The sequence below is a fragment of the Shewanella jiangmenensis genome, from assembly GCF_018596335.1.
GTDB classification, from domain to species: domain Bacteria; phylum Pseudomonadota; class Gammaproteobacteria; order Enterobacterales; family Shewanellaceae; genus Shewanella; species Shewanella jiangmenensis.
On record NZ_JAHEPS010000004.1, the window covers coordinates 392,933 to 417,441 of the forward strand.

Annotated in this window: 17 protein-coding genes; 5 read left to right on the forward strand and 12 right to left on the reverse strand. The window is 57.2% G+C overall.

The genetic code is table 11. The annotated features are described in order from the left end of the window. Nucleotides 1-5 precede the first annotated feature (5 nt). The 3 genes from KJI95_RS12800 to KJI95_RS12810 are packed head-to-tail and all read right to left on the reverse strand — an operon-like array spanning nucleotide 6 to nucleotide 3,059. Nucleotides 6-1,139 (reverse strand): porin family protein, encoded by a 1,134-nt coding sequence (locus KJI95_RS12800; protein ID WP_432653799.1) that lies wholly within the window; start codon nucleotides 1,137-1,139, stop codon nucleotides 6-8. Nucleotides 1,140-1,160: 21 nt separating this feature from the next. Beyond that, complete coding sequence (locus KJI95_RS12805; protein ID WP_214507590.1) at nucleotides 1,161-1,529, reverse strand: cytochrome c3 family protein; 369 nt, start codon at nucleotides 1,527-1,529, stop codon at nucleotides 1,161-1,163. Nucleotides 1,530-1,535: 6 nt separating this feature from the next. Then, entirely contained in the window at nucleotides 1,536-3,059 is a 1,524-nt protein-coding gene (locus tag KJI95_RS12810; RefSeq protein WP_214507591.1) for a flavocytochrome c, read from the reverse strand. A 300-nt stretch (nucleotides 3,060-3,359) separates the two neighbouring features. Between KJI95_RS12810 and KJI95_RS12815 the strand changes: the two genes are divergently transcribed. Continuing rightward, a complete protein-coding gene (locus tag KJI95_RS12815) occupies nucleotides 3,360-4,136 on the forward strand; it encodes a TetR/AcrR family transcriptional regulator (protein WP_214507592.1) in 777 nt (258 codons plus the stop codon). A 14-nt stretch (nucleotides 4,137-4,150) separates the two neighbouring features. Here the strand turns inward: KJI95_RS12815 and KJI95_RS12820 are convergent, their stop codons facing one another. The 6 genes from KJI95_RS12820 to KJI95_RS12845 all read right to left on the reverse strand — a co-directional run bounded on the left by KJI95_RS12820 (nucleotide 4,151) and on the right by KJI95_RS12845 (nucleotide 15,954). Further along, entirely contained in the window at nucleotides 4,151-8,635 is a 4,485-nt protein-coding gene (locus tag KJI95_RS12820) for an EAL domain-containing protein (RefSeq protein WP_214507593.1), read from the reverse strand. A gap of 271 nt (nucleotides 8,636-8,906) precedes the next feature. Continuing rightward, nucleotides 8,907-10,115: a 2-methylaconitate cis-trans isomerase PrpF gene (gene prpF, locus KJI95_RS12825; protein ID WP_214507594.1), complete on the reverse strand. Its 1,209-nt coding sequence runs from the start codon at nucleotides 10,113-10,115 to the stop codon at nucleotides 8,907-8,909. A gap of 165 nt (nucleotides 10,116-10,280) precedes the next feature. After that, a complete protein-coding gene (acnD, locus tag KJI95_RS12830) occupies nucleotides 10,281-12,869 on the reverse strand; it encodes a Fe/S-dependent 2-methylisocitrate dehydratase AcnD (RefSeq protein ID WP_214507595.1) in 2,589 nt (862 codons plus the stop codon). 101 nt (nucleotides 12,870-12,970) lie between these two features. Further along, nucleotides 12,971-14,107 (reverse strand): bifunctional 2-methylcitrate synthase/citrate synthase, encoded by a 1,137-nt coding sequence (gene prpC / locus KJI95_RS12835; protein ID WP_214507596.1) that lies wholly within the window; start codon nucleotides 14,105-14,107, stop codon nucleotides 12,971-12,973. 207 nt (nucleotides 14,108-14,314) lie between these two features. Beyond that, complete coding sequence (prpB, locus tag KJI95_RS12840) at nucleotides 14,315-15,199, reverse strand: methylisocitrate lyase (protein ID WP_214507597.1); 885 nt, start codon at nucleotides 15,197-15,199, stop codon at nucleotides 14,315-14,317. Beyond that, the gene (locus KJI95_RS12845; protein WP_214507598.1) at nucleotides 15,196-15,954 is read right to left on the reverse strand and encodes a GntR family transcriptional regulator; all 759 of its coding nucleotides are present in this window, start codon (nucleotides 15,952-15,954) and stop codon (nucleotides 15,196-15,198) included. The genes prpB and KJI95_RS12845 overlap by 4 nt, the downstream gene beginning before the upstream one ends. Nucleotides 15,955-16,292: 338 nt before the next feature. Between KJI95_RS12845 and KJI95_RS12850 the strand changes: the two genes are divergently transcribed. Further along, nucleotides 16,293-16,787 (forward strand): 2-thiouracil desulfurase family protein, encoded by a 495-nt coding sequence (locus KJI95_RS12850; protein ID WP_214507599.1) that lies wholly within the window; start codon nucleotides 16,293-16,295, stop codon nucleotides 16,785-16,787. 68 nt (nucleotides 16,788-16,855) lie between these two features. Here the strand turns inward: KJI95_RS12850 and yihG (KJI95_RS12855) are convergent, their stop codons facing one another. Both yihG (KJI95_RS12855) and yihG (KJI95_RS12860) read right to left on the reverse strand, forming a co-directional pair. Further along, complete coding sequence (gene yihG, locus KJI95_RS12855; protein WP_214507600.1) at nucleotides 16,856-17,800, reverse strand: 1-acylglycerol-3-phosphate O-acyltransferase, YihG family; 945 nt, start codon at nucleotides 17,798-17,800, stop codon at nucleotides 16,856-16,858. Then, nucleotides 17,793-18,713 carry a 1-acylglycerol-3-phosphate O-acyltransferase, YihG family gene (yihG, locus tag KJI95_RS12860; RefSeq protein ID WP_214507601.1) on the reverse strand — a complete coding sequence of 307 codons (921 nt, stop codon included), beginning with the start codon at nucleotides 18,711-18,713 and terminating at the stop codon, nucleotides 17,793-17,795. The genes yihG (KJI95_RS12855) and yihG (KJI95_RS12860) overlap by 8 nt, the downstream gene beginning before the upstream one ends. A gap of 157 nt (nucleotides 18,714-18,870) precedes the next feature. Between yihG (KJI95_RS12860) and KJI95_RS12865 the strand changes: the two genes are divergently transcribed. Then, nucleotides 18,871-19,728 carry a substrate-binding periplasmic protein gene (locus KJI95_RS12865; protein ID WP_214507602.1) on the forward strand — a complete coding sequence of 286 codons (858 nt, stop codon included), beginning with the start codon at nucleotides 18,871-18,873 and terminating at the stop codon, nucleotides 19,726-19,728. Between the two features lie 42 nt (nucleotides 19,729-19,770). On the opposite strand, the gene KJI95_RS12870 is transcribed toward KJI95_RS12865, so the two are convergent. Beyond that, nucleotides 19,771-21,297 (reverse strand): YifB family Mg chelatase-like AAA ATPase, encoded by a 1,527-nt coding sequence (locus KJI95_RS12870; protein WP_214507603.1) that lies wholly within the window; start codon nucleotides 21,295-21,297, stop codon nucleotides 19,771-19,773. Nucleotides 21,298-21,507: 210 nt separating this feature from the next. Here KJI95_RS12870 and KJI95_RS12875 point away from each other — a divergent pair, with 210 nt between their 5' ends. After that, nucleotides 21,508-22,557: an ABC transporter substrate-binding protein gene (locus KJI95_RS12875; protein WP_250885804.1), complete on the forward strand. Its 1,050-nt coding sequence runs from the start codon at nucleotides 21,508-21,510 to the stop codon at nucleotides 22,555-22,557. Nucleotides 22,558-22,561: 4 nt separating this feature from the next. Then, a complete protein-coding gene (locus tag KJI95_RS12880) occupies nucleotides 22,562-24,442 on the forward strand; it encodes a GGDEF domain-containing protein (RefSeq protein WP_214507605.1) in 1,881 nt (626 codons plus the stop codon). The last annotated feature ends 67 nt before the right edge of the window (nucleotides 24,443-24,509 follow it).

Sequence of the window (24,509 nt, forward strand, 5' to 3'; positions counted from 1 at the left end):
TTGGCTTAGAAGTAGTAACCGAAGTTGATGTTGACGCGCTTATCCCAGTCGTCGCCGATTTCCGGCAGGCCTACGTGGTCGTTATTCAGGGTGGAGAAGGTCATGTTTTTGCCCATCACGAAGTCCACCATGGTGTAAGTGGCGCCTGCGGCGATGGCGCAGCCGGTGACGTTCTGGTAGCTGTTGTCGTAGCTGTCGTCGTCCACATCCGGGGTCATCACACCGAAGTCGTTGTAGCATTTGACGCTGCCAAAGCTGGTGGGGAAGGTCTTGGCCAGATTCAGGTTGTATACCTGGCCTTTGCTGGCAATTTCGTACTGCCAGCTGACCACGGAAATCCCGATTTTATTCGGGTCGATGGCATCGGCGGCATCGTACTCGTACTGCATGGCCTGCAGTTGCAGGTTCCAGCCCTTGTAACTGCTGTCCAGGTGCAGCGCGGCGGCATAACGGTCGCCGTTGTTGCCTGTGCTGCTGTTGTAAATCTGGCCGACTTCCACCGAGCCGCCGAAGGTGGTCTGGCCGCCTTCATGTTCAAGGGTGTAGGTTTGGCGCAGGTTAATCTGATTGGTTTCTTCGTTGTGGTACTCGGTGCCGTTGATGGTGCCGGTATAGAGGTCGGCAGCGTATCGTTTGTTTTCACCGGCGGCGTATTCCGGGTTTTTGTAGAAGGCGATATCCGTGTGCCAGCCGTTTTTCTCGTAAACGGCCTTGATACCTATGTCGTGGTTATCTTCAAAGCCCAGATAGTAAGGCAGGCCAAACCACCAGCTGTTGGAGATAAACTCGCGGTTGCCAAAAGGCACCTTGTTAACCCCGAATTGCAGCTGCCAGTCGTCATTGGCCTGGTAGTAGCCGTAACCGTACTTGATGTAGTCGGTTGATGAGGTGAAGCGGTATTCCGCCGCCAGACCCCAATCGCCCATCTTGCCGTCGAACTTGATGGCGGCCATGTCGAAGTTGAAGTCGCCGCCCTTGTCCTTGGATTTTTCATCATAGTCGCGATAGGCGTAGTTGACCCTGACGGCGCCGCCCACCTTGATGCCATCCTCCGATGTCTCGGCACTGGCGTGGAATGTTGGCAGGCTGAGCGCTGCCACAATGCAAAGCGAAAGTTTGGATTTGGTGTTCATCATCATTACTGCTCTTTATTGTTGGAATTACATTTCAGCGAACCAGCTGCGGTGGCAGTCAGTGCACAGCGGGGTCTTTTTCTTGTGTTCGGCATGGCAGGCCAGACAGCTGGCGCCTTCGCCGAAGTGAATTGATTTGTGAGGGTGTGCTTCTTCGATGGGCAATGCCTCGTCGGCAATGGCTATCTCAGTGATGGAGCCATGACATTCGACGCAGGCGGCATCTGTGGTGTTTTTCTTGCCGGCTTCCTGATGGCAGGCTTTGCAGCCGTCTTCGTAAAGGAAGCTGTGATTTTCGCGGCCCTGGAGTTTACCTTTGACCGGAACCAGCTCTCCAGCCACCACAGGGCCAAACAGTGACAGGGTTAACAGCAAAGAGGTGATGGATGTTTTCATTTGTGATTACCCCCGAAGATCGCTGGCAAGGGTTTCGGCCACGACAATGCCCATGACCAGGCATTCGAGGCAGGAAGTGGAACTGAGACGGGTTTCACCGTGGATACCGCCGGTGGATTCACCAATGGCATACAGGTTTGGCATGGGGTTTAGTGTGCGCGACGCCAGCACCCGGCCACCGAGGTCGGTTTTGAGGCCGCCCATGCAGTAGTGCACCTTGGGCCAGACGCGGGACACCACAAAGGGTGGTTTAAGGAGCTGCGCCGTATCCATTTTGCGGTTGAACAGCGGGTCGTGCCGCGCCTCAACATGCTGGTTGTGTTCGGCAATCGACGCCTTGAGTGCGGCTTCATCGATGTTGAACTGCTTGGCCATGGCCTCGATGCTGTCGACTTTCCAGGCCATTTTATCGCGAAGGGCGCGCACCACGCGGTCATCATCGGGATGATCCAGATAGTTGAAAAACGCAATCGGGTAGGCGGGAGAGCCGTCCGGGTGGCGGTTTTTCATGATGGCTTCGGAGCAGGTTTTGCGATCGGCACGCTCGTCCATATAGCGGCGGCCATTTAGCACACTGACTGACATGCCTTCGTGCCAGGTAATGGACAAGAGCGCATTGGACCAGCCAAAACCGCCTTCATCCGGGCTACCCCAGTGGCCGGTTTGGATCATATTCATGTGCACCGGCAGCGCGCCGTGGTGCATGGCGGTCAGGGTGACTTCACCTGTGGCACCGGCGGCATTGGTGCAGTCCAGTGTGGGATCCAGTGACGGGTCGAACAGGGCGCGCAGTGCCATGTTCTGGGCAAAGCCGCCGTGGGCGAGGATGACCCCTTTGCTGGCCTTGATATGGCGGATTTCACCTGTGCTCATGTCCGGATAGCGGTAGTTGCTGCGAACCTTTACCCCGACAATACGGCCAGATTCCATAATGAAATCTTCAACATATTGCTGCAAGCGGGCCTCAACGCCTTCGGCTTTCGCCACCTCGAGCAGCTTGGTGGTGATGTCGCCGCCGGTGCCGTGTTGGGTGCGGATGGCTCGGGCTTTGTTGTGGCCGCCGACCTGAATATTAAAGCCCTCGCGGAATTTTACCCCCGACTGGACACACAGGTCGTAGGCTTCCAGCGAGCGACTGGCAATTTGCTCCAGCATGGGTACATCGGCCATGCCGCGGCCGGATTTTATCTGATCTTTCACCAGCTCTGCCGGTGAGTCATCGTTGACGCCCTGCGCCAGTTGGATGGGGTTTTTCGGAATGGCCAGCCAGCCGCCGTTGATGGCCGAATTGCCACCAAAGACCTGCATTTTTTCCAGCACCAGCACCTTGCCGAGTTTCTTGCGGTTTACATTCACTGCCGCCGACAGCCCGGCAAAGCCCGAGCCTATGATGACGACATCGACCGTCTCATCCCATTGAATGGTGGATTGGCAGTTGTCGGCCGCGTTCGCCCCGGTGGTGAACATGGCACCCAGGCCGCCCAGGGTGACCCCGGTACCCAGTTTCAGAAACTGTCTTCTGCTTTGCATCGAATCGTCCTTCTTGTTGAACTGAGAAGGACAATAACGGTGCGGGTGGCGGCAAAAGGTGAACCCGGTCACGGCCGAATTGGCCGGAAAAACTTATTCGTGACCCAGGTGGTGAATAAGTTTTCAGCGCTCGGCGGTGACAGATTTTGCCGCCGCAGTGGGCTGCAGTTCACGTTTTGGCAACCCCATATCTCTTTAGTGTGAGGCGCATGAAGTTATCGCGGTTGCAGCACGGCCATGGGCGGCCTGTGCTGGCATAATCAGCTGGCCTACTTTGTTGGAGCTGTTGGAGAGATACCGGTGAAATGTCCGACCGATGCCATGACGGCCTTGCGATGTAACCAAATTCTGGATGCGGCAGCCGTGCTGGTTGAACAGCAGGGGATAGTGTCATTCAAGTTTTCGCAGCTTGCGAAAGAAGTCGGCTGTTCAACCGGAACCCTTTACCGGTTTTTTCAGGGTAAAGAGGACATTCTGGTGTGTTTGTTTTTACGCCATGCCACCTCCAACTACCTGGCGGCCTTTGTTCGCCGCCACCCCGAGCTCACAGCTCAGCAGCGATTGTTGCTGCCGGTGATCTTTACCTTTGAGACGATTCGGCGCAGCAAGGTGTTTTTTACCTTAAGGTCGGTCTCGGTCAATAAATTGGTGTGGCAACTGGCCAGCGAAGAAAAGGTTGGTAAGTTTAAGCGGCGGATCAATGCATTCTGGAGCTGGTTTCATCGATCGATTGATTTGGCCATCGCCAGCGGCGAACTGAGCGCCGGAGACCGTGAGCGCAGCGAGCTGACCCAGTCGCTGGTGTTTTTCCTCACCGGCGTGCTGACCCAATTTGAAAGCGAGCTTATCCCGGTGGAATTTCTGGGTGAGCGGCGGGAAACCTGTTATCGGCATCTGGCTTTGTTGATGTCTCGCTACGGCTGGCAACAGCCGCTTACTCAGGCGCGTTACACTGAACTTGAAGCGCAGGTTGCGCGGTTTTTTGATGCCGAGGTCAAATCCCAGGGGAATTGTGACAGCTGCGCGGCGCTGGATTCTCAGCTGCAGCAAGATTGCTGCAGCTTCAAGGCGCACTGATAAGGTACCGGGAGTTACAGCTGCTTTACTGAGTCCTTCAGTCGCTTAAGCGCATCGGCGGCACTCAGGGGTTTGCCGAGCAGATAACCCTGTACTTCGTCGCAGCCGTGGGCGCGCAGGTGATTGAGCTGCTCTTCGGTTTCCACCCCTTCGGCGACGACGTTCAGCTCAAGGCTGTGGGCCAGCGCTATGATGGCGCCTGTGATGGCGGCATCGTCGGGATCTGAGCTGATGTCACGCACAAACTCACGGTCGATTTTGAGGGTATCGAGCGGGAAGCGTTTAAGGTAGGCAAGGCTTGAGTAGCCGGTACCAAAGTCATCCACCGCCAGTGATACCCCTAGCGCCTTGAGCCGCTGCAGCACGGCCACCGACTCCTGCGGGCTTTTCATGATCATCGACTCAGTGAGCTCAAGCTCGAGGCAGTGGGACGGCAGGCCGGACACCGCCAGTGCCACTTCGATGGTGGACAGAATATCCGCCTTGAGTTGACGCGCCGACAGGTTAACCGCCACGTGTAAATCGTCAAATCCTTCCGCCAGCCAGTTGGCCATGTGGCCACAGGCTTCGTTGATGACCCAGTGTCCAAGCTGATTGATAAGGCCGATTTCTTCGGCGAGCGGAATAAACTCTGCAGGCGATATAACCCCAAGCTCTTTACTGTTCCAGCGCAGCAGCGCCTCAAAACCTGTGATTTGGCCATCACGAACCCGGAACTTGGGCTGGAATGCCAGACTGAGTTCGCGGCGGTTGATGGCCTGTTTAAGGCCTGCCTCGAGCTGTACATGGCGCATGGCGTATTCGTTCAGGCGCGAGGTGTAAAACTGGAAGTTGTTCCGCCCCAGTGACTTGGCGTGATACATGGCGGTATCGGCGTATTTCACCAGCGAGGTACTGTCTTCGGCGTCCAGCGGAAAAAGGCTGATGCCGATGGAGGTGGAGATGTTAAGCACCTGCTCTTCAAGGATAAAGGGTGTCTGGAAGGCGCGGATAAGCTTTTCGGCAATCACGGTGGCGGCCTTGGACTTGGTAACACCCTCCAGAATAATGGTGAACTCATCGCCGCCGAGGCGGGCAACCGTATCGCCTTCACGCACACAGTTTTGCAGCCGGTTGGCCACGGATTTGAGCAGCAGATCGCCGATATGGTGGCCCATGGAGTCGTTGATGTGCTTAAAGCGGTCGAGATCCAAAAACAGCAGTGCCACCATGTTTTCGGCGCGGTGCGCCTGCGACAGCGCATGGCTTAAGCGGTCATGGAACAGGGTGCGGTTGGGCAGCCGGGTCAGGGGGTCGAAGGAGGCGAGCTGGCGCAAATCTTCTTCGGCCTTTTTGCGATCGGTAATGTCGGTGAACACGGCCACAAAGTGGCTCGCTTCGGATTTGGTATCCAGTACCTGATTGATTTCAAGCCAGATTAAGATGGCGCGCTGATCGCGGGTGCGGATTTTAAGCTCGCCGGCCCAGTGTTTGCTGCGCAGCAACTGCTGCTCTATGTGTTCATATAGCTGGCGGGTTGAGCGATCGTGGGCCAGGAACAGGAAGTGTTTGCCCAGAACCTGCGCCGGACTGAAGCCGGTAATGAGACTGAACGCCGGATTGACCGAGGCGACCCGATAATCGAGCCCGCCAACCACCACCGCTTCGTTCATGCTCGCGAGTACCTGCGCTGAAAGGCGCAGTTCATTTTCAATCACTTTGCGGCTGGTGATGTCTTTGTGGGTGCCGACCATCCTGAGCGGTTTGCCGCGTTTGTCGCGCTCAACCACCTTGCCCCGGTCGAGCAGCCAAATCCATTTGCCGGACTTTTCTTCAATACGGTACTCGGCTTCATAGAAGGCGCGTTCGCCTTCCGTGTGGGCCTCGAGCGCCTGCAGCACCTTGAACTTGTCTTCGGGATGGATTTTATCCAGCAGCACAGGGCCATCGACCTGCTGCTCCATGTGCGGGTGCATGCGGGTGCGGAACACCTTGCCGCTGCTGATATCCCAGTCCCACATGCCATCGCCCGAGGCCCACAGGGCGAGCTTGAGCCGTTCTTCCGAGGTGCGGATGCTGGATTCAAACTCCAGCCGTTCGCGCCGTTTGGCGCGCCGCTCACGCCAGACCCAGCCCAAAATGGTGAGGGTAAACAATCCATACAGGGCGTAGGCTGGCAGGGTACGGTAGAAGGGTGCACTGACGTTGAGCGGTATGGTAAGCACCTCGTGGCCGAGCGGATTGGCCGCCAGGCCATGGCGCACCCGCAGCAGGTAATTGCCGGGGCTCAAGTTGGTGTAGGTAATATGGGATGTTGACTGAGACTCGCGCCACTGATTGTCAAAGCCCTGCAGGAAAAAGGAAAACCTGTCTTCGCCGGGGTATGAGAAATCGAGCGAGGTGACTTCAACGCTGACCACCTTGTCGACATAGCTCATGGCGATTGAAGGTGGCTCGGCCAGGTCCAGTACTGCTGTGCGTTTGCCGCCCACGCTGTAGGCAGTCAGTGCCAATTTGGGTTCGTGGCGGACTTTGGGAATAAGCTCGGGGCGAAAGCGGGTGATGCCGTTAATGCCGCCAAACCAGAAGTAGCCATCGACGCCGGCAAATTTAACGCCGCCGTTATATTCCTGCTCCTGCAAGCCTTCGAATTTGCTGAAGGTGACTATCCGGTCTTCGCCGGGGATAAAGCGGCTGATGCCGGCGTTGCTTGAAAACCAGAACTGCCCCTGTTTGTCTTCCAGGATGGCGTAAACCGTATCGCTCGGTACCCCTTCGGCTGTGCTGAGGCGGTTGATTTGCCAGCCTTTGTCGGTGGCACGAAAAATACTGATACCGCCATGGGTACCAAGCCAGATATCGCCGTTGGCGGCCTGATAAATGTCGCGTACCCGGTTGTTGCTCAGGCTGTTTGGATTTTGCGGATCGTGACTGAAAAGCTCGGCGTCGCCGCTGACCGGATTCAGACGCACCAAACCATCCAGGGTACCAACCCAAAGCCAGCCATCGATAAATTCGACCGTCAGTACCTGGGTGGCGGGCAGCTTGTCATCGAGTTTTGGGGTTAAATCAAAGGCGAGCAGTTCATTGCCATCGGCTGGCAGATACCAGAGCCCCTCATCGGCGCCAAGCCAGATGTTGCCACGCTTATCAAAGGTGACAGCACGGCCCTGCACCCGGCCGTTCGCGGCCTGATACAGAGAAAAGCGGCCATCGGCGCCAAGCTTGCCAAGGCCATAGTTACTGGCAAACCAGAGGTTAGCCTCGGCGTCTGCCTCAATATCCCGCACCACCAACGAAAGGCTTGTGCTCGGCAGGCCAAGTGCTGCGGCAAAGAGCGCAGTGTGGTCCCGATAATCCGCCGCCTGGGGCTCAAGGGTTTTAACCCCGGCTCCTTCGGTGCCAATCCAGACAGTACCGTCACCGGTCTGGTGAATGGCACGGATCATGTTTACCTGCTTGGGCAGCACTGCGCTCTTGTCAAACAGGTGCTCAAAGTACTGGCGGCGGATGTTGATTTTATCCAGTCCCGAATAGCTGCCGCCGAGCCAGAGCACGCCGTTGGGGTCCAGCAGTATGCTCATCAGGGTGTTATCGCTGATGTCGCGGGAACTGCGGGCATCGTTCCTGTGATAGCGGGCATGCCAGCGGTCGGTGTGGCTAAGCTCAATCAGCCCCGCTCCCGGCGCGATGGCCCAGATTTCGTTTTCAGAGGCGATGGTAAAGTCGCGCAGCTCGCCATGATAAAAACTCTGCGGCTCGCTTTGCCAAAGCTCGCGGGCGACATGGCTGTCGATATCGTAACTCCACAGGCTGTTGCCGATGGCGAGCAGCACTTCGTGGCCCTGGCTTTGGATTTGATTCACCGAACTGTCGGCCGGCAGTTTCAGGCGCAGAATATTATTGCTGCTGATGGCGTAGGCGCCGTTTTCTTTGGTGCCGGCGAGCAGATACTCATCGCCTATGGTGGCAAGGCTGGTGATGTGCGGCGTTAAGGCGTTACCCAGCGGAATGGGGCGGATTTGGCCGCTTTTGCGCTGCATGGCATACAGGCCGTTTTCGGTGCCAATCCACAGGCTGTCGCCTATCACGGCAAGGCGGCTGACTTTAAGCTCGTTCAGGCCCTCGGCCTGGCCGAAGCGGGTAAACTTGCCCGTGTTCAAGTCCAGTCGGTTAATGCCCTGTGAATAGGTACTGATCCACAGATAGCCTTCCGGGTCCTGAATGATGTCGGTGATGTAGCCTTCGGAGATGCTTTGATTGTCGTCGGCGATGGGCAAAAACAGCGAAAACGCCTGCCCGTTGAAGGAGTGCAGCCCGTCCTGCGTACCTATCCAGAGCATGCCTGCATGGTCGGTGTAGAGGCGAGTGATGGTGTTTTGATTCAGGCCGTCACTGCTGCTGAAATGCTGAAATTCCAGCGTGTTATGGTAGTGATAACTGCCGTGATCTGCCCTGGCCGTTGACAGAAATATACCAAGGAACAGAACCAGAACAGAGCCAATAAATGCTCGAAACATGAGTCTCCAATCTTGCAGGGATTGGGCTGCGCACAGTTGACTGTGTCTTAATGGCCCAAAAACAAATGCGGCATTTATCCACCCGGCACAAATGCACTTAATTCCTCAGGGGTAATGGAATTTGGTGTTGTTTTTTTGTTGTAAGAGCTTAGATTCTAACGTTCGCGGCGGGGGTGTCAATTTGCGTGTAATACAAAAAGGTAAAAAGAAAAAAGGCCCCGCCGGAAGGGATTAAGCGGAGCCTTTGTAAAAGGTATTGCGGATTGACAGGTTAAGGTTGCGGCACCCGTACAGTGCCTTCCATCAGAATGCGCGCCGAGCGGCTCATAATGGCCTTGGTGACAGTCCACTGGCCGTCCACTTGTTTGGCTTCGGCGCCAACCCGCAACGTGCCGGAGGGGTGGCCGAAACGCACCGCCTGACGCTCACCGCCACCGGCGGCAAGATTCACCAGGGTGCCGGGAATAGCGGCCGCCGTGCCTATGGCCACCGCCGCTGTGCCCATCATGGCGTGGTGCAGCTTGCCCATGGACAGCGCCCGTACCAAGAGATCGACGTTATCCGCTTCAACCGTCTTGCCGCTTGACACCACATGGGTCATGGGTCTCGCCACAAAGGCCACCTTTGGGGTGTGCTGGCGGGTCTTGGCTTCATCGAGGCTCTTGATAAGCCCCATCCTGATGGCGCCGTGGGCGCGCAGCTGCTCGAACATGGCAAGCGCCGCGGGGTTGCCGTTGATGGCTTCCTGCAGCTCGTCGCCGCGATAACCAAGGTCTTCGGCATTGACAAAAATGGTCGGGATCCCGGCATTGATCAGGGTCGCCTGAATTTTGCCGCTTAAGTGCACTTCGGTGGGCACGTCCAGCTCGTCCACCAGATTGCCGGTGGGGAACATGGCGCCGCCGTCTTCGCCCCCGTCTTGAGAAGAGCCATCTGCCGGGTCGACAAATTCCAGCACGATTTCGGCGGCGGGAAAGGTTACCCCATCGAGCTCGAAATCACCGGTTTCCTGCACTTCGCCGTTAGTCACAGGCACATGGGCGATAATGGTTTTGCCGATATTGGCCTGCCAAATTCGCACTTCACAGATCCCGTTTTCAGGCACCCGCGAAGCGTCAACCAAACCCGCATGAATGGCGAAAGCACCGGCGGCGGTGGACAGGTTGCCGCAGTTGCCGCTCCAGTCGACGAAGGCGGTGTCGATGGACACTTGCCCATAGAGGTAATCCACATCGTGACCGGGCACGCTGCTCTTGTTCATGATCACGCACTTGCTGGTGCTGGAAGTCGCGCCGCCCATGCCGTCGGTGTGTTTGCCATAAGGGTCGGGGCTGCCAATCACCCGCAGCAGCAGTGCATCACGCTCTGCGCCCGGCACCCGGGCCGCCTCAGGCAAATCGTCGAGGCGGAAAAACACCCCTTTTGAGGTGCCGCCACGCATATAGGTGGCAGCAATTTTCATCTGTGGCTTACATGCCATGGCATTGAATCCTTTGACATAAATGGAACTAAGATCTTGGACAGTTTCTGACTCCACTTCAATCTGCTCGAAAGCGGAGATCTTGCAGTGAGGCCGAGCCGGGAGCGCGGAGTGTATCAGCCGATACATGAGCACTCCCGGCGTGGGATCGCGGCAAGAGAACGCTCAAATACTGCCTTGCAGGAAGTCCTGGGCGAAGCGTTGCAGAACTCCACCTGCTTCGTAGATGGACACTTCCTCTGCTGTATCCAAACGACACTTCACCGGCACTTCCAGGGTTTTGCCATCTGTCTTGTGCACCAGCAGGGTAAGGCTTGCACCCGGGGTGCGCTCGCCCTTCACATCGAAGGTCTCGGTGCCATCTATGCCATAGGTCAGGCGGGTTTCGCCCGGCATAAATTCCAGCGGCAACACGCCCATGCCCACCAGATTGGTGCGGTGAATGCGCTCGAAGCCTTCGGCCACAATCACTTCGACACCGGCAAGACGCACGCCCTTGGCGGCCCAGTCACGACTGGAGCCCTGACCATAGTCTTTACCGGCCACGATGATCAGCGGCTGTTTGCGCTCCATGTAGGTCTCGATGGTTTCCCACATGCGCAGCACCTTGCCGTCCGGCTCCAGGCGAGCGAGCGACCCCTGCTTCACCTTGCCGTCAGCATCTTTCACCATCTCGTTGAAGAGTTTGGGGTTGGCGAAGGTGGCGCGCTGGGCGGTCAGATGATCGCCCCTGTGGGTGGCGTAGGAGTTAAAGTCTTCCTCCGGCAGGCCCATTTTGGCGAGATACTCACCGGCGGCCGAGCTTGCCAGAATCGCGTTGGAGGGCGACAGGTGATCTGTGGTGATGTTGTCACCCAATACTGCCAGTGGCCGCATGCCGCTTAGGGTCCGCTCACCGGCAAGGGCGCCTTCCCAGTAGGGTGGGCGGCGGATGTAAGTGCTCTGCGGACGCCAGTCGTACAGTGGCTTCTCGGTGCCGTATTCCACGGCCAGATTGAACATGGGGTCGTACACGGCACGGAACTGCTCAGGCTTCACCGACGACTTGATGATGGCATCGATTTCCGCATCTTCTGGCCACAGATCTTTGAGGGTCACCGCATTGCCATCGGCATCAGTGCCGAGCACATCTTTTTCGATATCGAAGCGCACAGTGCCCGCGATGGCGTAGGCCACCACCAATGGCGGCGAGGCCAGAAACGCCTGCTTGGCGTAGGGGTGGATACGGCCGTCGAAGTTACGGTTACCCGACAATACGGCGGTGGCGTAAAGATCCCGCTCGATGATTTCCTGCTGAATAACTGGGTCCAGCGCGCCGCTCATGCCGTTACAGGTGGTGCAGGCGAAGGCGACTATGCCAAAGCCGAGCTGCTCAAGATACGGCAACAGACCTGCTTCTTTCAGATACAGCTCAACTGCCTTGGAGCCGGGCGCCAGAGAAGTTTTCACCCAGGGCTTGCGCACCAGCCCTTTTTGTACCGCATTGCGGGCAATAAGGCCCGCGGCAATCACGTTACGGGGGTTACTGGTGTTGGTACAGCTGGTGATGGCGGCGATGATCACCGCGCCATCGGGCATCTTGCCGGCTTCCTCTTGCCAGTCGGCGGCAATGCCCTTGGCGGCCAAATCGCTGGTGGCCAAACGGGCATGGGGGTTGGAAGGCCCGGCCATGTTGCGTACTACGCTGGAGAGGTCAAACGTCAGCACCCGGCCATAGTCGGCGCCGGTCATGGCATCCGCCCACAGGCCTGTGGTTTTGGCATAGTTTTCAACCAGCTGCACCTGCTGCTCGTCGCGGCCGGTGAGGCGCAGATAGTCGATGGTCTGCTCGTCGATATAGAACATGGCGGCGGTGGCGCCATATTCAGGGGTCATGTTGGAGATGGTGGCGCGGTCACCCAGGGTCAGCGCCTTGGCGCCTTCGCCAAAGAACTCAAGGTATGCACCCACTACCCGCTCTTTACGCAAAAACTCGGTCAGTGCCAGCACCACGTCGGTGGCGGTAATGCCGGGGTTTGGTTTGCCGGTAAGCTCAACACCCACGATATCCGGCAGACGCATCCAGGAGGCGCGGCCCAGCATCACGTTTTCGGCCTCAAGGCCACCCACGCCGATGGCGATTACGCCCAGGGCATCCACGTGTGGGGTGTGGCTGTCGGTGCCTACGCAGGTGTCGGGGAAGGCGATGCCGTCACGCACCTGAATCACCGGCGACATCTTTTCCAGGTTTATCTGGTGCATGATGCCGTTGCCGGGTGGGATCACATCCACATTGCGAAAGGCTTTTTTAGTCCAGTTGATAAAGTGGAAGCGATCGTCGTTGCGTCTGTCTTCGATGGCGCGGTTTTTCTCAAAGGCATCCTTTTCGAAGCCGCCGTGCTCCACCGCCAGTGAGTGGTCCACAATCAGCTGGGTTGGCACAACCGGGTTCACCTTGGCCGGGTCGCCGCCTTTGGCCGCAATGGCATCACGCAGGCCGGCAAGATCTACCAGCGCCGTTTGGCCAAGAATGTCGTGGCATACCACCCGGGCAGGGAACCAGGGAAAGTCTAGGTCCTGCTTGCGGAAAATCAGCTGGCTCAAGAAGTCGTTCAGGCGCGCAGGCTCGGCCTTGCGCAGCAGGTTTTCGGCCAGCACCTTGGAGGTGTAGGGCAGTTTGTCGAAGGCGCCGGGGGCGATGGCATCTACCGCCTCGCGGGTGTCGAAGAAGCTTAAATTGGTACCGGGCAGCGGCTTACGGAATTGAGTGTTCATAACGGCGTTCCAGAAATGCAAAAAGGGCGCGAACGTTTTTGGCTGTTTGTTGTTATTGCGCTGTGGTTAACGGGGCCAACCTTTGGCCGGCCCCGCCGTTATCAGCCGCGCTCGCTGATAGGGGTAACGCGGCGCAGTTCTACACCCACATAATCGGCGCTCGGGCGGATGATGCGGTTGTTGCTGCGCTGCTCCATCACGTGGGCTGTCCAGCCGCTGACCCGCGAGCATACGAAGATGGGGGTAAACAGCTTGGTGGGAATGCCCATGAAGTGATAGGCGCTGGCATGGAAGAAGTCGGCGTTACAGAAGAGCTTCTTCTGCTCCCACATAAAGGCTTCGCAGGCCACGGAAACACGGTACAGACGGTCGTCGCCGTATTCCCTGGCGAGCTTTTCAGACCACTCTTTGATGATGGCGTTGCGTGGGTCAGACTCGCGGTAGATGGCGTGACCAAAGCCCATGATCTTCTCTTTACGCTCCAGCATACCGGCCAGTACGTCGCGGGCGTGCTGCTCGTCGCGCATATCCTGAATCAGTTCCATGGCCGCTTCGTTGGCGCCGCCGTGCAGCGGGCCACGCAGTGAGCCGATGGCACCGGTTACGCAGGAGTGCATATCAGACAGGGTCGAAGCACAGACGCGGGCGGTAAAGGTGGAGGCGTTGAACTCGTGCTCGGCGTAGAGGATGAGTGATACATCCATTACCCGGGCGTGCAGGGCAGATGGCGCCTTGCCGTGCAGCAGGTGCAGGAAGTGGGCACCTATTTGCTCGTCATCGGTCTCGGTTTCGATGCGCACGCCATCATGGCTGAAGCGATACCAGTAGCAGATGATGGATGGGAACACCGCCAGCATGCGGTTGGTCACGTCAAACTGGTCGGCAAAGCTTTGTTCAGTTTCCAGGTTGCCGAGCATAGAGCAGCCGGTACGCAGCACGTCCATGGGGTGAGCATTGGCTGGGATGCGCTCCAGCACTTCTTTCAGTGCCTGTGGCAGACCGCGAAGGCCTTTGAGCTTGGCGCGGTAGTTGTCCAGCTCCAGCTGAGTAGGCAGTTCGCCGTAAAGAATGAGGAAGGCTACTTCTTCGAAGCTGGCGTTCTCGGCCAAATCTTTCACGTCATAGCCGCGGTAGGTGAGGCCTGAGCCGGATTTACCTACGGTGCTCAGGGCGGTTTCACCGGCGCTCTGACCACGCAGGCCTGCACCACTCAGTTTTTTATCGGTTGTCTCAGCCATTTTGCATTCCCTCGTAAACTCGTCTTTTTCTGAAGGCCGGCATCGTTAGGGCGATGGGGTCCCGGCGCTGATTTATGGATTACTTTGTTCGCCCCGGGTTTTAGCCGGGGCGGGAAGCAGCTACTGCCTGGGTCTTATGCCCCGCTGTCTTCGTCCCTGTGTTGCTTGTTATCTTTCTGTCTTGCCTGGTCTTATTTGCCGTTCGCCTTATTTGTTTTTTCCTTCGGCAAACAGGCGATCGAGCGTGTCTTCAAAGCTGTGGTAGTTCAAAAATTCGTACAGCTCTTTGCGGCTTTGCATGGTGTCTACCACATTGCGCTGGTGGCCATCGTTCATCAGTGCCTGCATCACCTTAAGGGCGGCCAGGTTGGCGGCGCGGAAGGTGCTTAGCGGATACAGCACCATGTCGGCACCGGCCTCATACAGGGCGGACTTGTCGAACAGCTCGGTCTGGCCGAATTCGGTCATGTTGGCGAGGATCGGCGCCTTTACTGCATCCTTGAATTTGCGGTACTGGGGCAGCTCGGTCAGGGCCTCGGCGAAAATCATGTCGGCACCGGCCTCGATATAGGCCTGGGCGCGCTCAATACCAGCATCTAGGCCTTCCACAGCTACGGCATCGGTGCGGGCCATGATGACGAAGTTCTCATCGGTACGGGCATCCACGGCGGCCTTGATGCGGTCAACCATCTCTTCGGTGCTCACCACGGCCTTATTGGGGCGATGACCACAGCGCTTTTGCGACACCTGATCTTCCATGTGCACGGCGGCAACGCCGGTCTTTTCAAATTCTTTGATGGTGCGGGCGATGTTGAAGGCGCCGCCCCAGCCGGTGTCTATGTCGACCAGGAGTGGCAGCTCGGTGGCCGAGGTGATGCGACCGGCATCAATCAGCACATCGTTCATGGAGGTCATGCCCAGATCCGGCAGACCATAGGAGGCGTTGGCCACCCCGGCGCCGGACAGATAAAGCGCCTGAAAGCCGGTCTTTTCGGCCATCAGAGCGAAATAGGCGTTGGTGGTACCAACGATTTGCAGTGGCTTGGAGCGTGCCAGTGCGTCGCGAAAACGCTTGCCTGCGCTGTGGGTCATGCTGTCTCTCCCTTTAATTGCTGTGTGTTGGCGAAGGTAGCTGAGCTGTGCTCACGGGCGCTGGCCTCGGCCTTGAGTTCTTTAAGGCGCGCCTCTGTGTTGCGTCGTCCCTGTTCGATATGGCGCTGCATCAACAGCGCCGCCAGTTCACCGTCTCTGTCGCTGATGGCTTCCACTATGCGTCTGTGTTCGGCGATAGCGCGGCTTGGGCGCTGGTGGTTGCTGCACTGATAGCGGTACATGCGAAGCAGGTGATACAGGCCGCCCATCAGGGTTTCCTGCAGGTGTTTGTTGCCGCTGGCGCGGATGATTTGATAGTGAAAATCCACATCACCTTGCTCCTGAAAATAGGTATCGCCCTGCTTGAGCGCTGCTTCCTGACGCTCAAGCAGCGCCTGCAATTCGGCAAGTTGGGCGTCTGTGATGCGCTCGGCCGCGAGGCGACAGGCCATGGCTTCGAGGGTGGAGCGCAAATCGTAGAGATCGTTCAGCTCTTCCACCGACAGCTGCGCTACCCGGGCGCCCACATGGGGCATGCGCACCACTAAACGTTGCCGCTCAAGGGTTTGCAGCGCTTCGCGGGTCGGGCCTCGGCTGATGCCGAAGCGCTCGGCCAGTGCCTGTTCGTTGATCTTGCTGCCGGGGGCCAGTTCGCCCTTGATGATGGCGGTTTGAATGGCACTCAATACCTGATCGGCCAGGGTAGCCGCGCCGCGCTCATTTGCTGAATGGTCTTTGGAAGTGTCTTGGCTCATGGTGCTGTCGCCTTTTGTGCAACCCGGACTCTGACAATGGTTGAAAATTAGACCCGTTTGGCAGGATTGTCAACAATGTGTTGACGTAGACGTAAGTCTAACAAATGGTGTTGATAGGGTTGTAATTTCATTATCTGATTGATAAATATGTTTATTTGTATATGTTTTTGTTTGGTGTGTTTTTGCATCACAGTCGCCTGCTAAGTTTTATTGTCAACAACTGGCGGTTTTGCACTTTGTCTGCAAGGCATGGGATGATGTGGCAATTGGCTAATAAGGGTAGTTGTATTCATCGATGTTTGCCGCCGATGTGCTGCCCACTACAGAGCGAAGAAGCGATGGAAAAAATCCTGGTGAGCGCCTGCCTGCTGGGCGAAGCGGTGCGATATGACGGCAAAGATAATTTGCTGGATTCCCCCCTGTGGCAAGGCTGGCAGCAGCAGGGGCGCTTTGTCAGTATCTGCCCTGAGTGCGCCGGCGGCTTGCCGACGCCAAGGCCTGCGGCAGAAATCGTCAGTCCGCCAGGCCGCGAGGCCGTTGGAAGCCAGGCCATTCGGGTGCTGACGGTGTATGGAGCCGATGTGACTGATGCTTTTGAAAAAGGTGCCAAGGACGCTTTAAAGCTTGCCCGGCAGAACAATATCCGCTTTGCGGTACTTAAGGCCCGCAGCCCTTCCTGTGGCAAGGGGCTGATTTACGATGGCAGCTTTTCCCGCACCCTGATTGACGGTGACGGTGTTACTGCGGCGCTGCTGAGCCTTCATGGCATCGAAGTCTTTACCGAGCATCAGTTGCAGCAGCTCGCAGAGCGGTTGGCCGAGGTCGAAGCCTGAGGCGGTGCGCAGGCAATAAAAAACGCAGGCTTTGGCCTGCGTTTTTTATGTCGCTAGCGACAGGGCGTTCAGTTGGGGCTTCGCTCGGCAAGCTCTCGGTAGCTGCTGGTGCAGGCTTTGTGCTCGGCGAGCAGCGCATGGATTTGTTCATCCTTTTGCAGCCAGATGTCATTGAGCCATCGCTGGAACTGGGCGCGGTACTCGGCATTGCTGAAATACTCTTTGTCATCGACCTGAGGCACCGGCAGTGCTTCAACTCTGATAACGATTTTGCTCACTTTGCCCTGCATTACCCCGGCAAGAATGTCTTTGGGCGCGTCGGGATACACCACGGTCATGTTCAAAAGGTGGCTGAACTGCTCACCCATGGCGGAAAGGGCAAAGGCGATACCGCCAGCCTTGGGGCGCAGCAGATAGCGGTAGGGCGAATTTTGCCGATCGCGCTTTTCTTCGGTGAAGCGGCTGCCTTCCACATAGTTGATGATGGAGGTGGGCAGATCGCGGAATTTCTCACACGCCTTGCGGGTGGTTTCCAGATCCTTGCCCTTGAGTTTGGGGTTCTTTTTCAGCTTCTCCGGGCTGGTGCGATTCATAAAAGGCATATCCAGCGCCCAGCACCCCAAGCCCATGATGGGCACATAAATCAGTTCTTTTTTAAGGAAGAACTTCAGCATGGGGATGTGGTTACGCAGGATATAGGTCTGGGCGGCAATGTCGAAGCCGCTCAAATGGTTACTGATCACCAGATACCAGCCGTTTTTATCCAGCCCATTAATGCCTTTTACATCCCATTCGATTTTGGCAATCAGCTTCAGAATGGCGCCGTTGAGGGTGGCCCACAGCCACATAAAACGGTTCATCAGCATGGTGACCCGGACCCGACCCGCCTTGAAGGGGGTGAGCAGCTTGACGAGACCACCGATACACACCAGGGAACCGCAAATGGCGGTATTGATAATGAGCAGACTACCACTGATGAAAAACAGCAGCGGCCCCGGCAAAAAGTTAAGCATGTTGTTCGCAAACCTCTGATTTTATGTCTTCCTGACGCGAGAGTTTGTCGAGGATGACATCCTTTTCAGACCAAATCTCGTTGAGTTGTTCCTGGAAATCCTGTTTGAATTCACGGTCGTTAATATAGTCACCGCGCATCTCGGTACTAATATCGGCCACAGTGACGTGTACGCGGATTTCATCGACCTGACCCGAGATAAAGTCCCAGAAACTGGGCACCTTGCCGGGATAGTAAATGGCGACGTCTACCAATTTGTGGATTTGCTCGCCCATGGCGGAAAGGGCAAACGCCATGCCGCCGGCCTTGGGGCGCAGCAGATGCTGATAAGGCGAGTTCTGCTTTTTGTGTTTGGCAGCCTGAAAGCGGGTGCCCTCAACAAAGTTCATCACGCTCACCGGCTTGTCTTTAAACTTGGCGCAGGCGCGGCGGGTGATTTCGATATCCTTGCCCTTGAGTTTGGGGTTCTTTTTCAGCTCGGCGGTGGAATAGCGACGCATAAAGGGGAAATCCAGCGCCCACCAGGCAAGCCCCAGCACCGGCACATACAAGAGCTCTTGCTTAAGGAAAAATTTCAGAAACGGGATTTTGCGGTTGAAAACCCGCTGCAGCACCAGAATGTCGACCCAGCTCTGGTGGTTGGCAATCACCATATACCACTCATCGCGGCTCAGCTCGGCGTTGCCCTGCACATCGATACGCACCGGGTGCAGCACATTTTGAATAAAGCCGTTCACCGAAATCCAGTTGGAGGCACAGCCATCCACCAGATAGGACATCAGCTTACGCAGGGCAGGAATGGGCAGCAGCTTTACCAGACCAAGCAGCACAATAGGGACAAACCAAAACAAGGTGTTAAGGGTGTACCCCAAAAAAGCAAAAGAGCCCCGGAAAAGCGACAGCAGCGTGCGCATTCATACCTCCTGAATTTTGTGGACGCCTATGTTAACCGTGAATGGCGTATTGCTCAATCTTGCGGCCGACCCCTGAGCGCTGGCAGTACCAGTGAGCTTTTGGCGCACAGGGCACAAATGGACGACACTTACCTTAATTCATCCTTGGACATGCGCTATGAAATCACTGATTGGGTGCCTGCTGCTTGTCTTGCTGCAGGCGAGCTTGGCGGTAAATGCGGTTGCTACCGACATGAACAGCGCCGATGCTGAGATTATCCTCGCCTACCGCACCACCGAAAAACTGCCCTTTATTGCCCAGGCGCCCGACAATCGGGGCCTGTTTGAAGATATGTTTCGTGAGGCTGCGCACCGCGCCGGGCTGCGCCTCAAAATCGAGCGCATGCCCAAGGCGCGTATTCTTAATGCGCTTATCAATGGCGACGTGGATTTTTACCCGCAATTTACCTTTGATGACGCGCGCAACAAGTACACTTTTTTTGCGCCGAATGGTCTCAACGTCAGTTACAGCGCTATTTCGAGACCGGGCATTGGGAGGCTGGATTCAGCCGAGCACTTTAACGGTCTGACATTACTGCATGGGGTCGGTAATCCGGATTATCTCGATAAGCTGGGCTTTGGCAGCGCCCGAACCAAACGTTTTGAGGTGGCCGAAATGGATTTGGCCAAGGCCATTATGATGATCCAAAAAGGCCGCGCCGATGCCTATATCTATGAGGCTGAGCCGCTGGAATACGCCCTGATTAAAAGTGGCGTGACCGATGTCATCCTGCACCGCGAGCTGATGAGCCAGGCCGAGCCTGCAACCTTGGGCTTTTCACGAAAGTCGCGCCTGATAGCGCTGGAGCCGAATCCTTTTTACGACGGGGCGAGCCCTGTATCGGCCGACAATCAACCCGAGCGTCTGGTTGCCGGCTCACCGCTGGCAAGGCTCGTAGGCGCGCTGGACGAGATGCGCCGTGATGGCACCATTGCCGCCTTGTACCGCAAGTATCTTGGGCAGGAACCACAGTAGTTCGGCTGTTGTTGTAATGAATGATTGTTGCGATGATGTTTATCAGCGCCCGAGCTGCTGTGACAGGCTGGCGAGCAGCCTGTCCATGGCGCGATATCCGAGCGCCTGCGCCAGATGTTTGCGCTCCACATTGGGGCTATTTTCAAGGTCGGCGATGGTGCGGGCTACCCGCTGCAGGCGGTGAAAGCTTCGCACCGACAACCCAAGCCGGTTAACGCTTTGCTCAAGAAATTCAAGATCCTGCTGCATGAATCCCGCCTGTTTCAGCTCTTTTCCCGTGAGTTCACTGTTAAGTTTGCCAGCCCGCGCCAACTGGCGTTCGCGGGCGTTGGCCACCCTGCGGGCTATGGTGTCAGTGGTGTCGGCGGTCGGGGCATTTTGGGTGAGGGTGCCCGGCGGCAGTGGAGGTACTTCGATGGACAAATCGAAGCGGTCAAGAAAGGGGCCCGAAAGCCGTGCCAGATAGCGGCTGATTTGCTCGGGACTCGAGCGGCTGCCGGGGCCGGCACTGCCGCAGGGGCTTGGGTTCATGGCGGCTATCAGCTGAAAGCGGCTGGCAAAGGTGAGTTTGGCGGCGGCGCGGGAGATAACTACCTCGCCTGTCTCCATCGGCTCGCGCAGGCAGTCGAGCACCTTGCGCGGGAATTCCGCCAGTTCATCGAGAAACAGCACGCCCCGGTGGGCGAGGGAAATCTCCCCGGGCTTGGGCATGCTGCCACCGCCAACCAGAGAGATGGCTGAGCAGGTGTGGTGCGGTGAGCGAAAGGGGCGGCGATGAAACTCACTGGGTTTGATATTAAGCCCTGCCACCGAATGCAGCGCCGCCACTTCAAGTGCTTCGTCGTAATCGAGCGGCGGCAGTAAGCCCATTATCCGGCTGGCGAGCATGGTTTTACCGCAGCCCGGCAATCCCAGCATAAGTAGGTTGTGAGCGCCTGCGGCGGCTATTTCCAGCGCCTGCTTGGCCTGATACTGGCCAATGACCTCACTGAGGCAGTTAAATCTTGCCGGTGCGTCATCCAGCCACTCGGCGCCTTGCTCAAGCCCCGGCAATGGCTGCTGCCCATGCAGAAACGCCACCAGATGCACCAGCTGGCTACACAAACGAATGGCGGGATAGTCGACCAGCTCGGCATCGGCGCGGTTGGCGAGTGGCAATATGAGTTCGTGCCCGTCCCTGCGGGCGGCAACTATAACGGGCAGCAGCCCCTGACAGAAGCGGATTTCACCCGACAGTGCCAGCTCACCGACAAACTCGCGGTTTTTAAGGCTTGCGAGTGGGATTTGCCCCGAGGCGGCCAGAATGCCGATGGCAATGGGCAGGTCGTAGCGGCCACCCTGTTTGGGTAAGTCGGCCGGGGCGAGATTGACTGTGATGCGCCGCATCGGAAACTCAAACCCAGCGTTCACGAGGGCGCTTCGAACCCGCTCGCGGGCTTCTTTGACCGAGGCTTCGGGCAGGCCAACCAGATTGAAGGCGGGCAGGCCGTTGGCAAGATGCACCTCAACCGTCACGGCCGGAGCCTCAACGCCGAGGCTGGCGCGGGTGGCAACGCAGGCGATGCTCATGGGACAAATCCTTTTGTTCCGGGATAGAGCTCAGTGTAGCAGCTGCGCGGCCTGCAGCACGATTCGGTGATACGAAGGTACTAAATGCTACATTGCAATGTGTTGCATTTTGTGACATTTATAGTTAATTCTTCTGCGACGCAGAAGCAAGGACGATACATTACCAGCAGGGAGCCGTAGCCGTCGGGTAAGTAGGGTGTATTCATGAGGATGACGTTTTTTTGGGGATTGATGCTGCTGTCGTCCCTGACGCATGCCAAAACTGATGTGTTATTTCTGAATCCGGGCACCAGCGATGAAAGCTTTTGGCACGATGTGGATAGCTTGCTGACGGTGGCCGCGGCCAAGTATGATTTTGACGTCAAAACCCTTCACTCCAACCGCAATCACTTTGAAATGATCCGTCAGGCTACCGAGGCTGCCGCGTCAACCACTCTCCCCAAGTACGTGATTTTGGTCAATGAAAAGCAGTCCGGCGCCCGCATGCTGGAGGCTTTTTACCAAAAGCCGGTTTATGTGCAGTTTTTGCTGAACGATCTTAAGCCGCTGGAGCGCGGCGCACTGCTGCGCGATCCCCATTGGAGCAAATACCTGTTGCCGCCTGTGGTGCCGGATAATCGCAGCATAGGCTATCAAACCGCCCGCGCCCTGATGGCGGGGCTCGGAAAAGATAAGCCGGCGCAGGTGGTGCTTATTTCCGGTGACAAGTCCACACCGGCATCGGTACAGCGCACCGAGGGCGCGCTGGCGGCTTTGCAATCCATGGCTGAAATCAGTACCGAACAAACTGTCTATGGACAGTGGCAGGAAGCCAAGGCGTATCAACAAACACAAATTCTGCTGAGCCGTTATCCCAAACTCGATGCCGTCTGGACTGCCAATGACTTAATGGCGTTTGGCGCCATTCGTGCTATCCGAGAATCGGGGCGTGAGCCCGGCAGGGACGTGCGCATCGCCACCATCAACACCTCACCGGAAGTACTTGCCGCAAGGCGCAGTGGCGAAATCAATGTGCTTGGTGGCGGCCATTGTCTGGCGGCCGGAGTGGCGCTTGCCAATCTAAGGCAGCACAACGTCAGCGGCCACTACCCCGACAGCCGTTACCCACTGTTTTGGATGCTGAATCCCGACAGTGAGTTTTTCAGCGCGCTCGAGCGGCGTGACTGGGACTTTTTACTCAACATGACCTTAATTGCGCCAATGGACGGCGACGAGTCGCAGATGGTGCTGTGCGACGGGCCTGTCACCGGGTGCAGGTGAGGCCTTGAGCAGCAGATTTACCTCCATCAGCAGCAAGGTGACCGTGATGATTATCATGGCCAGTTCCCTGTTTGCGCTGCTGACCATGCTCATTCAGCTGCTGTGGAATTATCTTGGCGCCGTCGGCAATGCCCGCAATGAAATCCATGGCTACAGCGAGCTTATCCTGCCAACGCTGGCTCAGGCGCTGTGGGATGTTGACCGCTCGCTGCAGCAGGATTTGCTCTCTGGCATGGAGCAGATGCCCAACGTCGGCAGTGTCGAACTGGCAAGCCGCGATGGGGTTTACATTAAGCTTGGCGGCGAAGCCCAACTCGGCAGCCAAGCCCAGCCCGGCAGCGAAGCTCAGCGTGGGGGCGAATCGCGGCGTAGCGCCGACGCGGTGGCCGAGCCTGTGGTGCTGGCGGTTAACTACGAAGGCGAGCGCATTGCCACCCTCACCATTGCGCTTGACCGCAGCGAGATTTATTCCACCCTGTGGCATCAAATGGTGCCCCTGCTGCTTGGCAATGCACTCAAGACGCTCGCGATGGCATTTGTCATCCTCTATTTGCTCAAGCATTTGATCATGAAGCGGTTACTGGCACTATCCAGCTTTGCCGATGCGGTGGGTTTATCGGAAGGGGCACGGGCGGTGCCGGCGCTTCAGCTTGACCGGAAAAATGATGAAATCGGCCAGGTGGCGTCAGCCCTCGAGGCCATGTATCGCCGTATTCGCGGCGATTGGGCTCTTATCCGCCAGCAGCAACGTAAACTGGCGCTGCGTGGCCGGGCTCTCAGCCACACGGTGGAGCGTCAGGATGACATGCTTAAATGGATGGCGCAGGCAAATCAGCTGCTTGCCGAAGTCAGTCTGCGCTTTTTAAAGGCCTCGGCAACCGACTCGGCCGCTGAGCTTGGCTTTTTTACCGAAAACCTCGGCCAGATGCTCGCCGTAGAGCGGGTTGCCGTGATGGAGTTTGGCGATGGGCGGGTGTCCTATCGCGGCTTCTGGTCGCCGGAGCCTGACGCCATGCCCGCCAGAGACCTGCTTATCGATAACCTGCCGGCATTGCACCACAAATTTGGCCAGACCCGTACCGTGGTGATTGAGGATGTTGAGCAAATCTGCGACAGCGATCCGTTGGAATACCGTTATCTTAAGCAGGTTGGTATCACCTCGGTGGCCGGTTTTGCCATCACGGACGGGGATACCTTACTCGGGGTGCTTGCGGTCAGCAATCTGACGGCGCCGCTTTGCTGGAGCCCCGAAAAGTCGGCCATTCTGACTCAGTTTGCCGCGGCGCTGAACGAGCTGTGGCTGCGGGAGCGGCGTGAGCAGCGGATGCTTGAACTGCAGCAGGAGCTGATGCGGGTCAACGTAAAACTCGCTGAAGAAGCGGTGACTGATGCGCTGACTGGCCTCAGTAACCGCCGCCCCTTTGTCGAGCGCCTGTCGGCGGAGATTTTCCGCACCGGCGCGCTGCTGATGATAGATGTGGACTTTTTCAAGCGTTACAACGACAGCTATGGCCATCTTGCCGGCGACGATGTGCTTAAGCGGCTGGCGCAATTGTTAAAAGAGACACTGCCGAAAAATGCCCTGCCGGCGCGGATCGGCGGTGAAGAATTTGCGGTGGTGATCCCGGGCATGGATGCAGAGGCGCTGACCTTGCTGTGCCGGGATTTACTCGATGCGGTGCGGATACTGGCCATTCCTCATCAGGGCTCGCACCTTGGCCATGTTTCCCTCAGCATAGGCGCGGTTTCTCTTGAACATTGCAGCAGCGTTCGTGATGCCATGGGCAAGGCCGATGCGAGCCTGTATCTGGCCAAAGAGCAAGGCCGCAACACTGCGGTGGTCAATGGTTCTTTGTCGGTGCTGACTGTCCGTCAGGCAGACTGATTGCAAAACCCTTTGCTGATGTCCTTTGCAAATGTTCGCTGCTGATGTCCCTTGCTGATTTCAGGCC

Excerpts from the sequence above, each read along its gene's own strand:
- KJI95_RS12870 (WP_214507603.1), bottom strand. The coding sequence starts at position 21,297 with ATGAGCATCGCCTGCGTTGCCACCCGCGCCAGCCTCGGCGTTGAGGCT.
- KJI95_RS12810 (WP_214507591.1), bottom strand. The coding sequence starts at position 3,059 with ATGCAAAGCAGAAGACAGTTTCTGAAACTGGGTACCGGGGTCACCCTG.
- KJI95_RS12805 (WP_214507590.1), bottom strand. The coding sequence starts at position 1,529 with ATGAAAACATCCATCACCTCTTTGCTGTTAACCCTGTCACTGTTTGGC.
- KJI95_RS12800 (WP_432653799.1), bottom strand. The coding sequence starts at position 1,139 with ATGATGATGAACACCAAATCCAAACTTTCGCTTTGCATTGTGGCAGCG.
- prpC (WP_214507596.1), bottom strand. The coding sequence starts at position 14,107 with ATGGCTGAGACAACCGATAAAAAACTGAGTGGTGCAGGCCTGCGTGGT.
- yihG (WP_214507600.1), bottom strand. The coding sequence starts at position 17,800 with ATGCTTAACTTTTTGCCGGGGCCGCTGCTGTTTTTCATCAGTGGTAGT.
- KJI95_RS12865 (WP_214507602.1), top strand. The coding sequence starts at position 18,871 with ATGAAATCACTGATTGGGTGCCTGCTGCTTGTCTTGCTGCAGGCGAGC.
- KJI95_RS12850 (WP_214507599.1), top strand. The coding sequence starts at position 16,293 with ATGGAAAAAATCCTGGTGAGCGCCTGCCTGCTGGGCGAAGCGGTGCGA.
- prpF (WP_214507594.1), bottom strand. The coding sequence starts at position 10,115 with ATGGCATGTAAGCCACAGATGAAAATTGCTGCCACCTATATGCGTGGC.
- yihG (WP_214507601.1), bottom strand. The coding sequence starts at position 18,713 with ATGCGCACGCTGCTGTCGCTTTTCCGGGGCTCTTTTGCTTTTTTGGGG.
- KJI95_RS12875 (WP_250885804.1), top strand. The coding sequence starts at position 21,508 with ATGACGTTTTTTTGGGGATTGATGCTGCTGTCGTCCCTGACGCATGCC.
- KJI95_RS12845 (WP_214507598.1), bottom strand. The coding sequence starts at position 15,954 with ATGAGCCAAGACACTTCCAAAGACCATTCAGCAAATGAGCGCGGCGCG.
- acnD (WP_214507595.1), bottom strand. The coding sequence starts at position 12,869 with ATGAACACTCAATTCCGTAAGCCGCTGCCCGGTACCAATTTAAGCTTC.
- KJI95_RS12820 (WP_214507593.1), bottom strand. The coding sequence starts at position 8,635 with ATGTTTCGAGCATTTATTGGCTCTGTTCTGGTTCTGTTCCTTGGTATA.
- prpB (WP_214507597.1), bottom strand. The coding sequence starts at position 15,199 with ATGACCCACAGCGCAGGCAAGCGTTTTCGCGACGCACTGGCACGCTCC.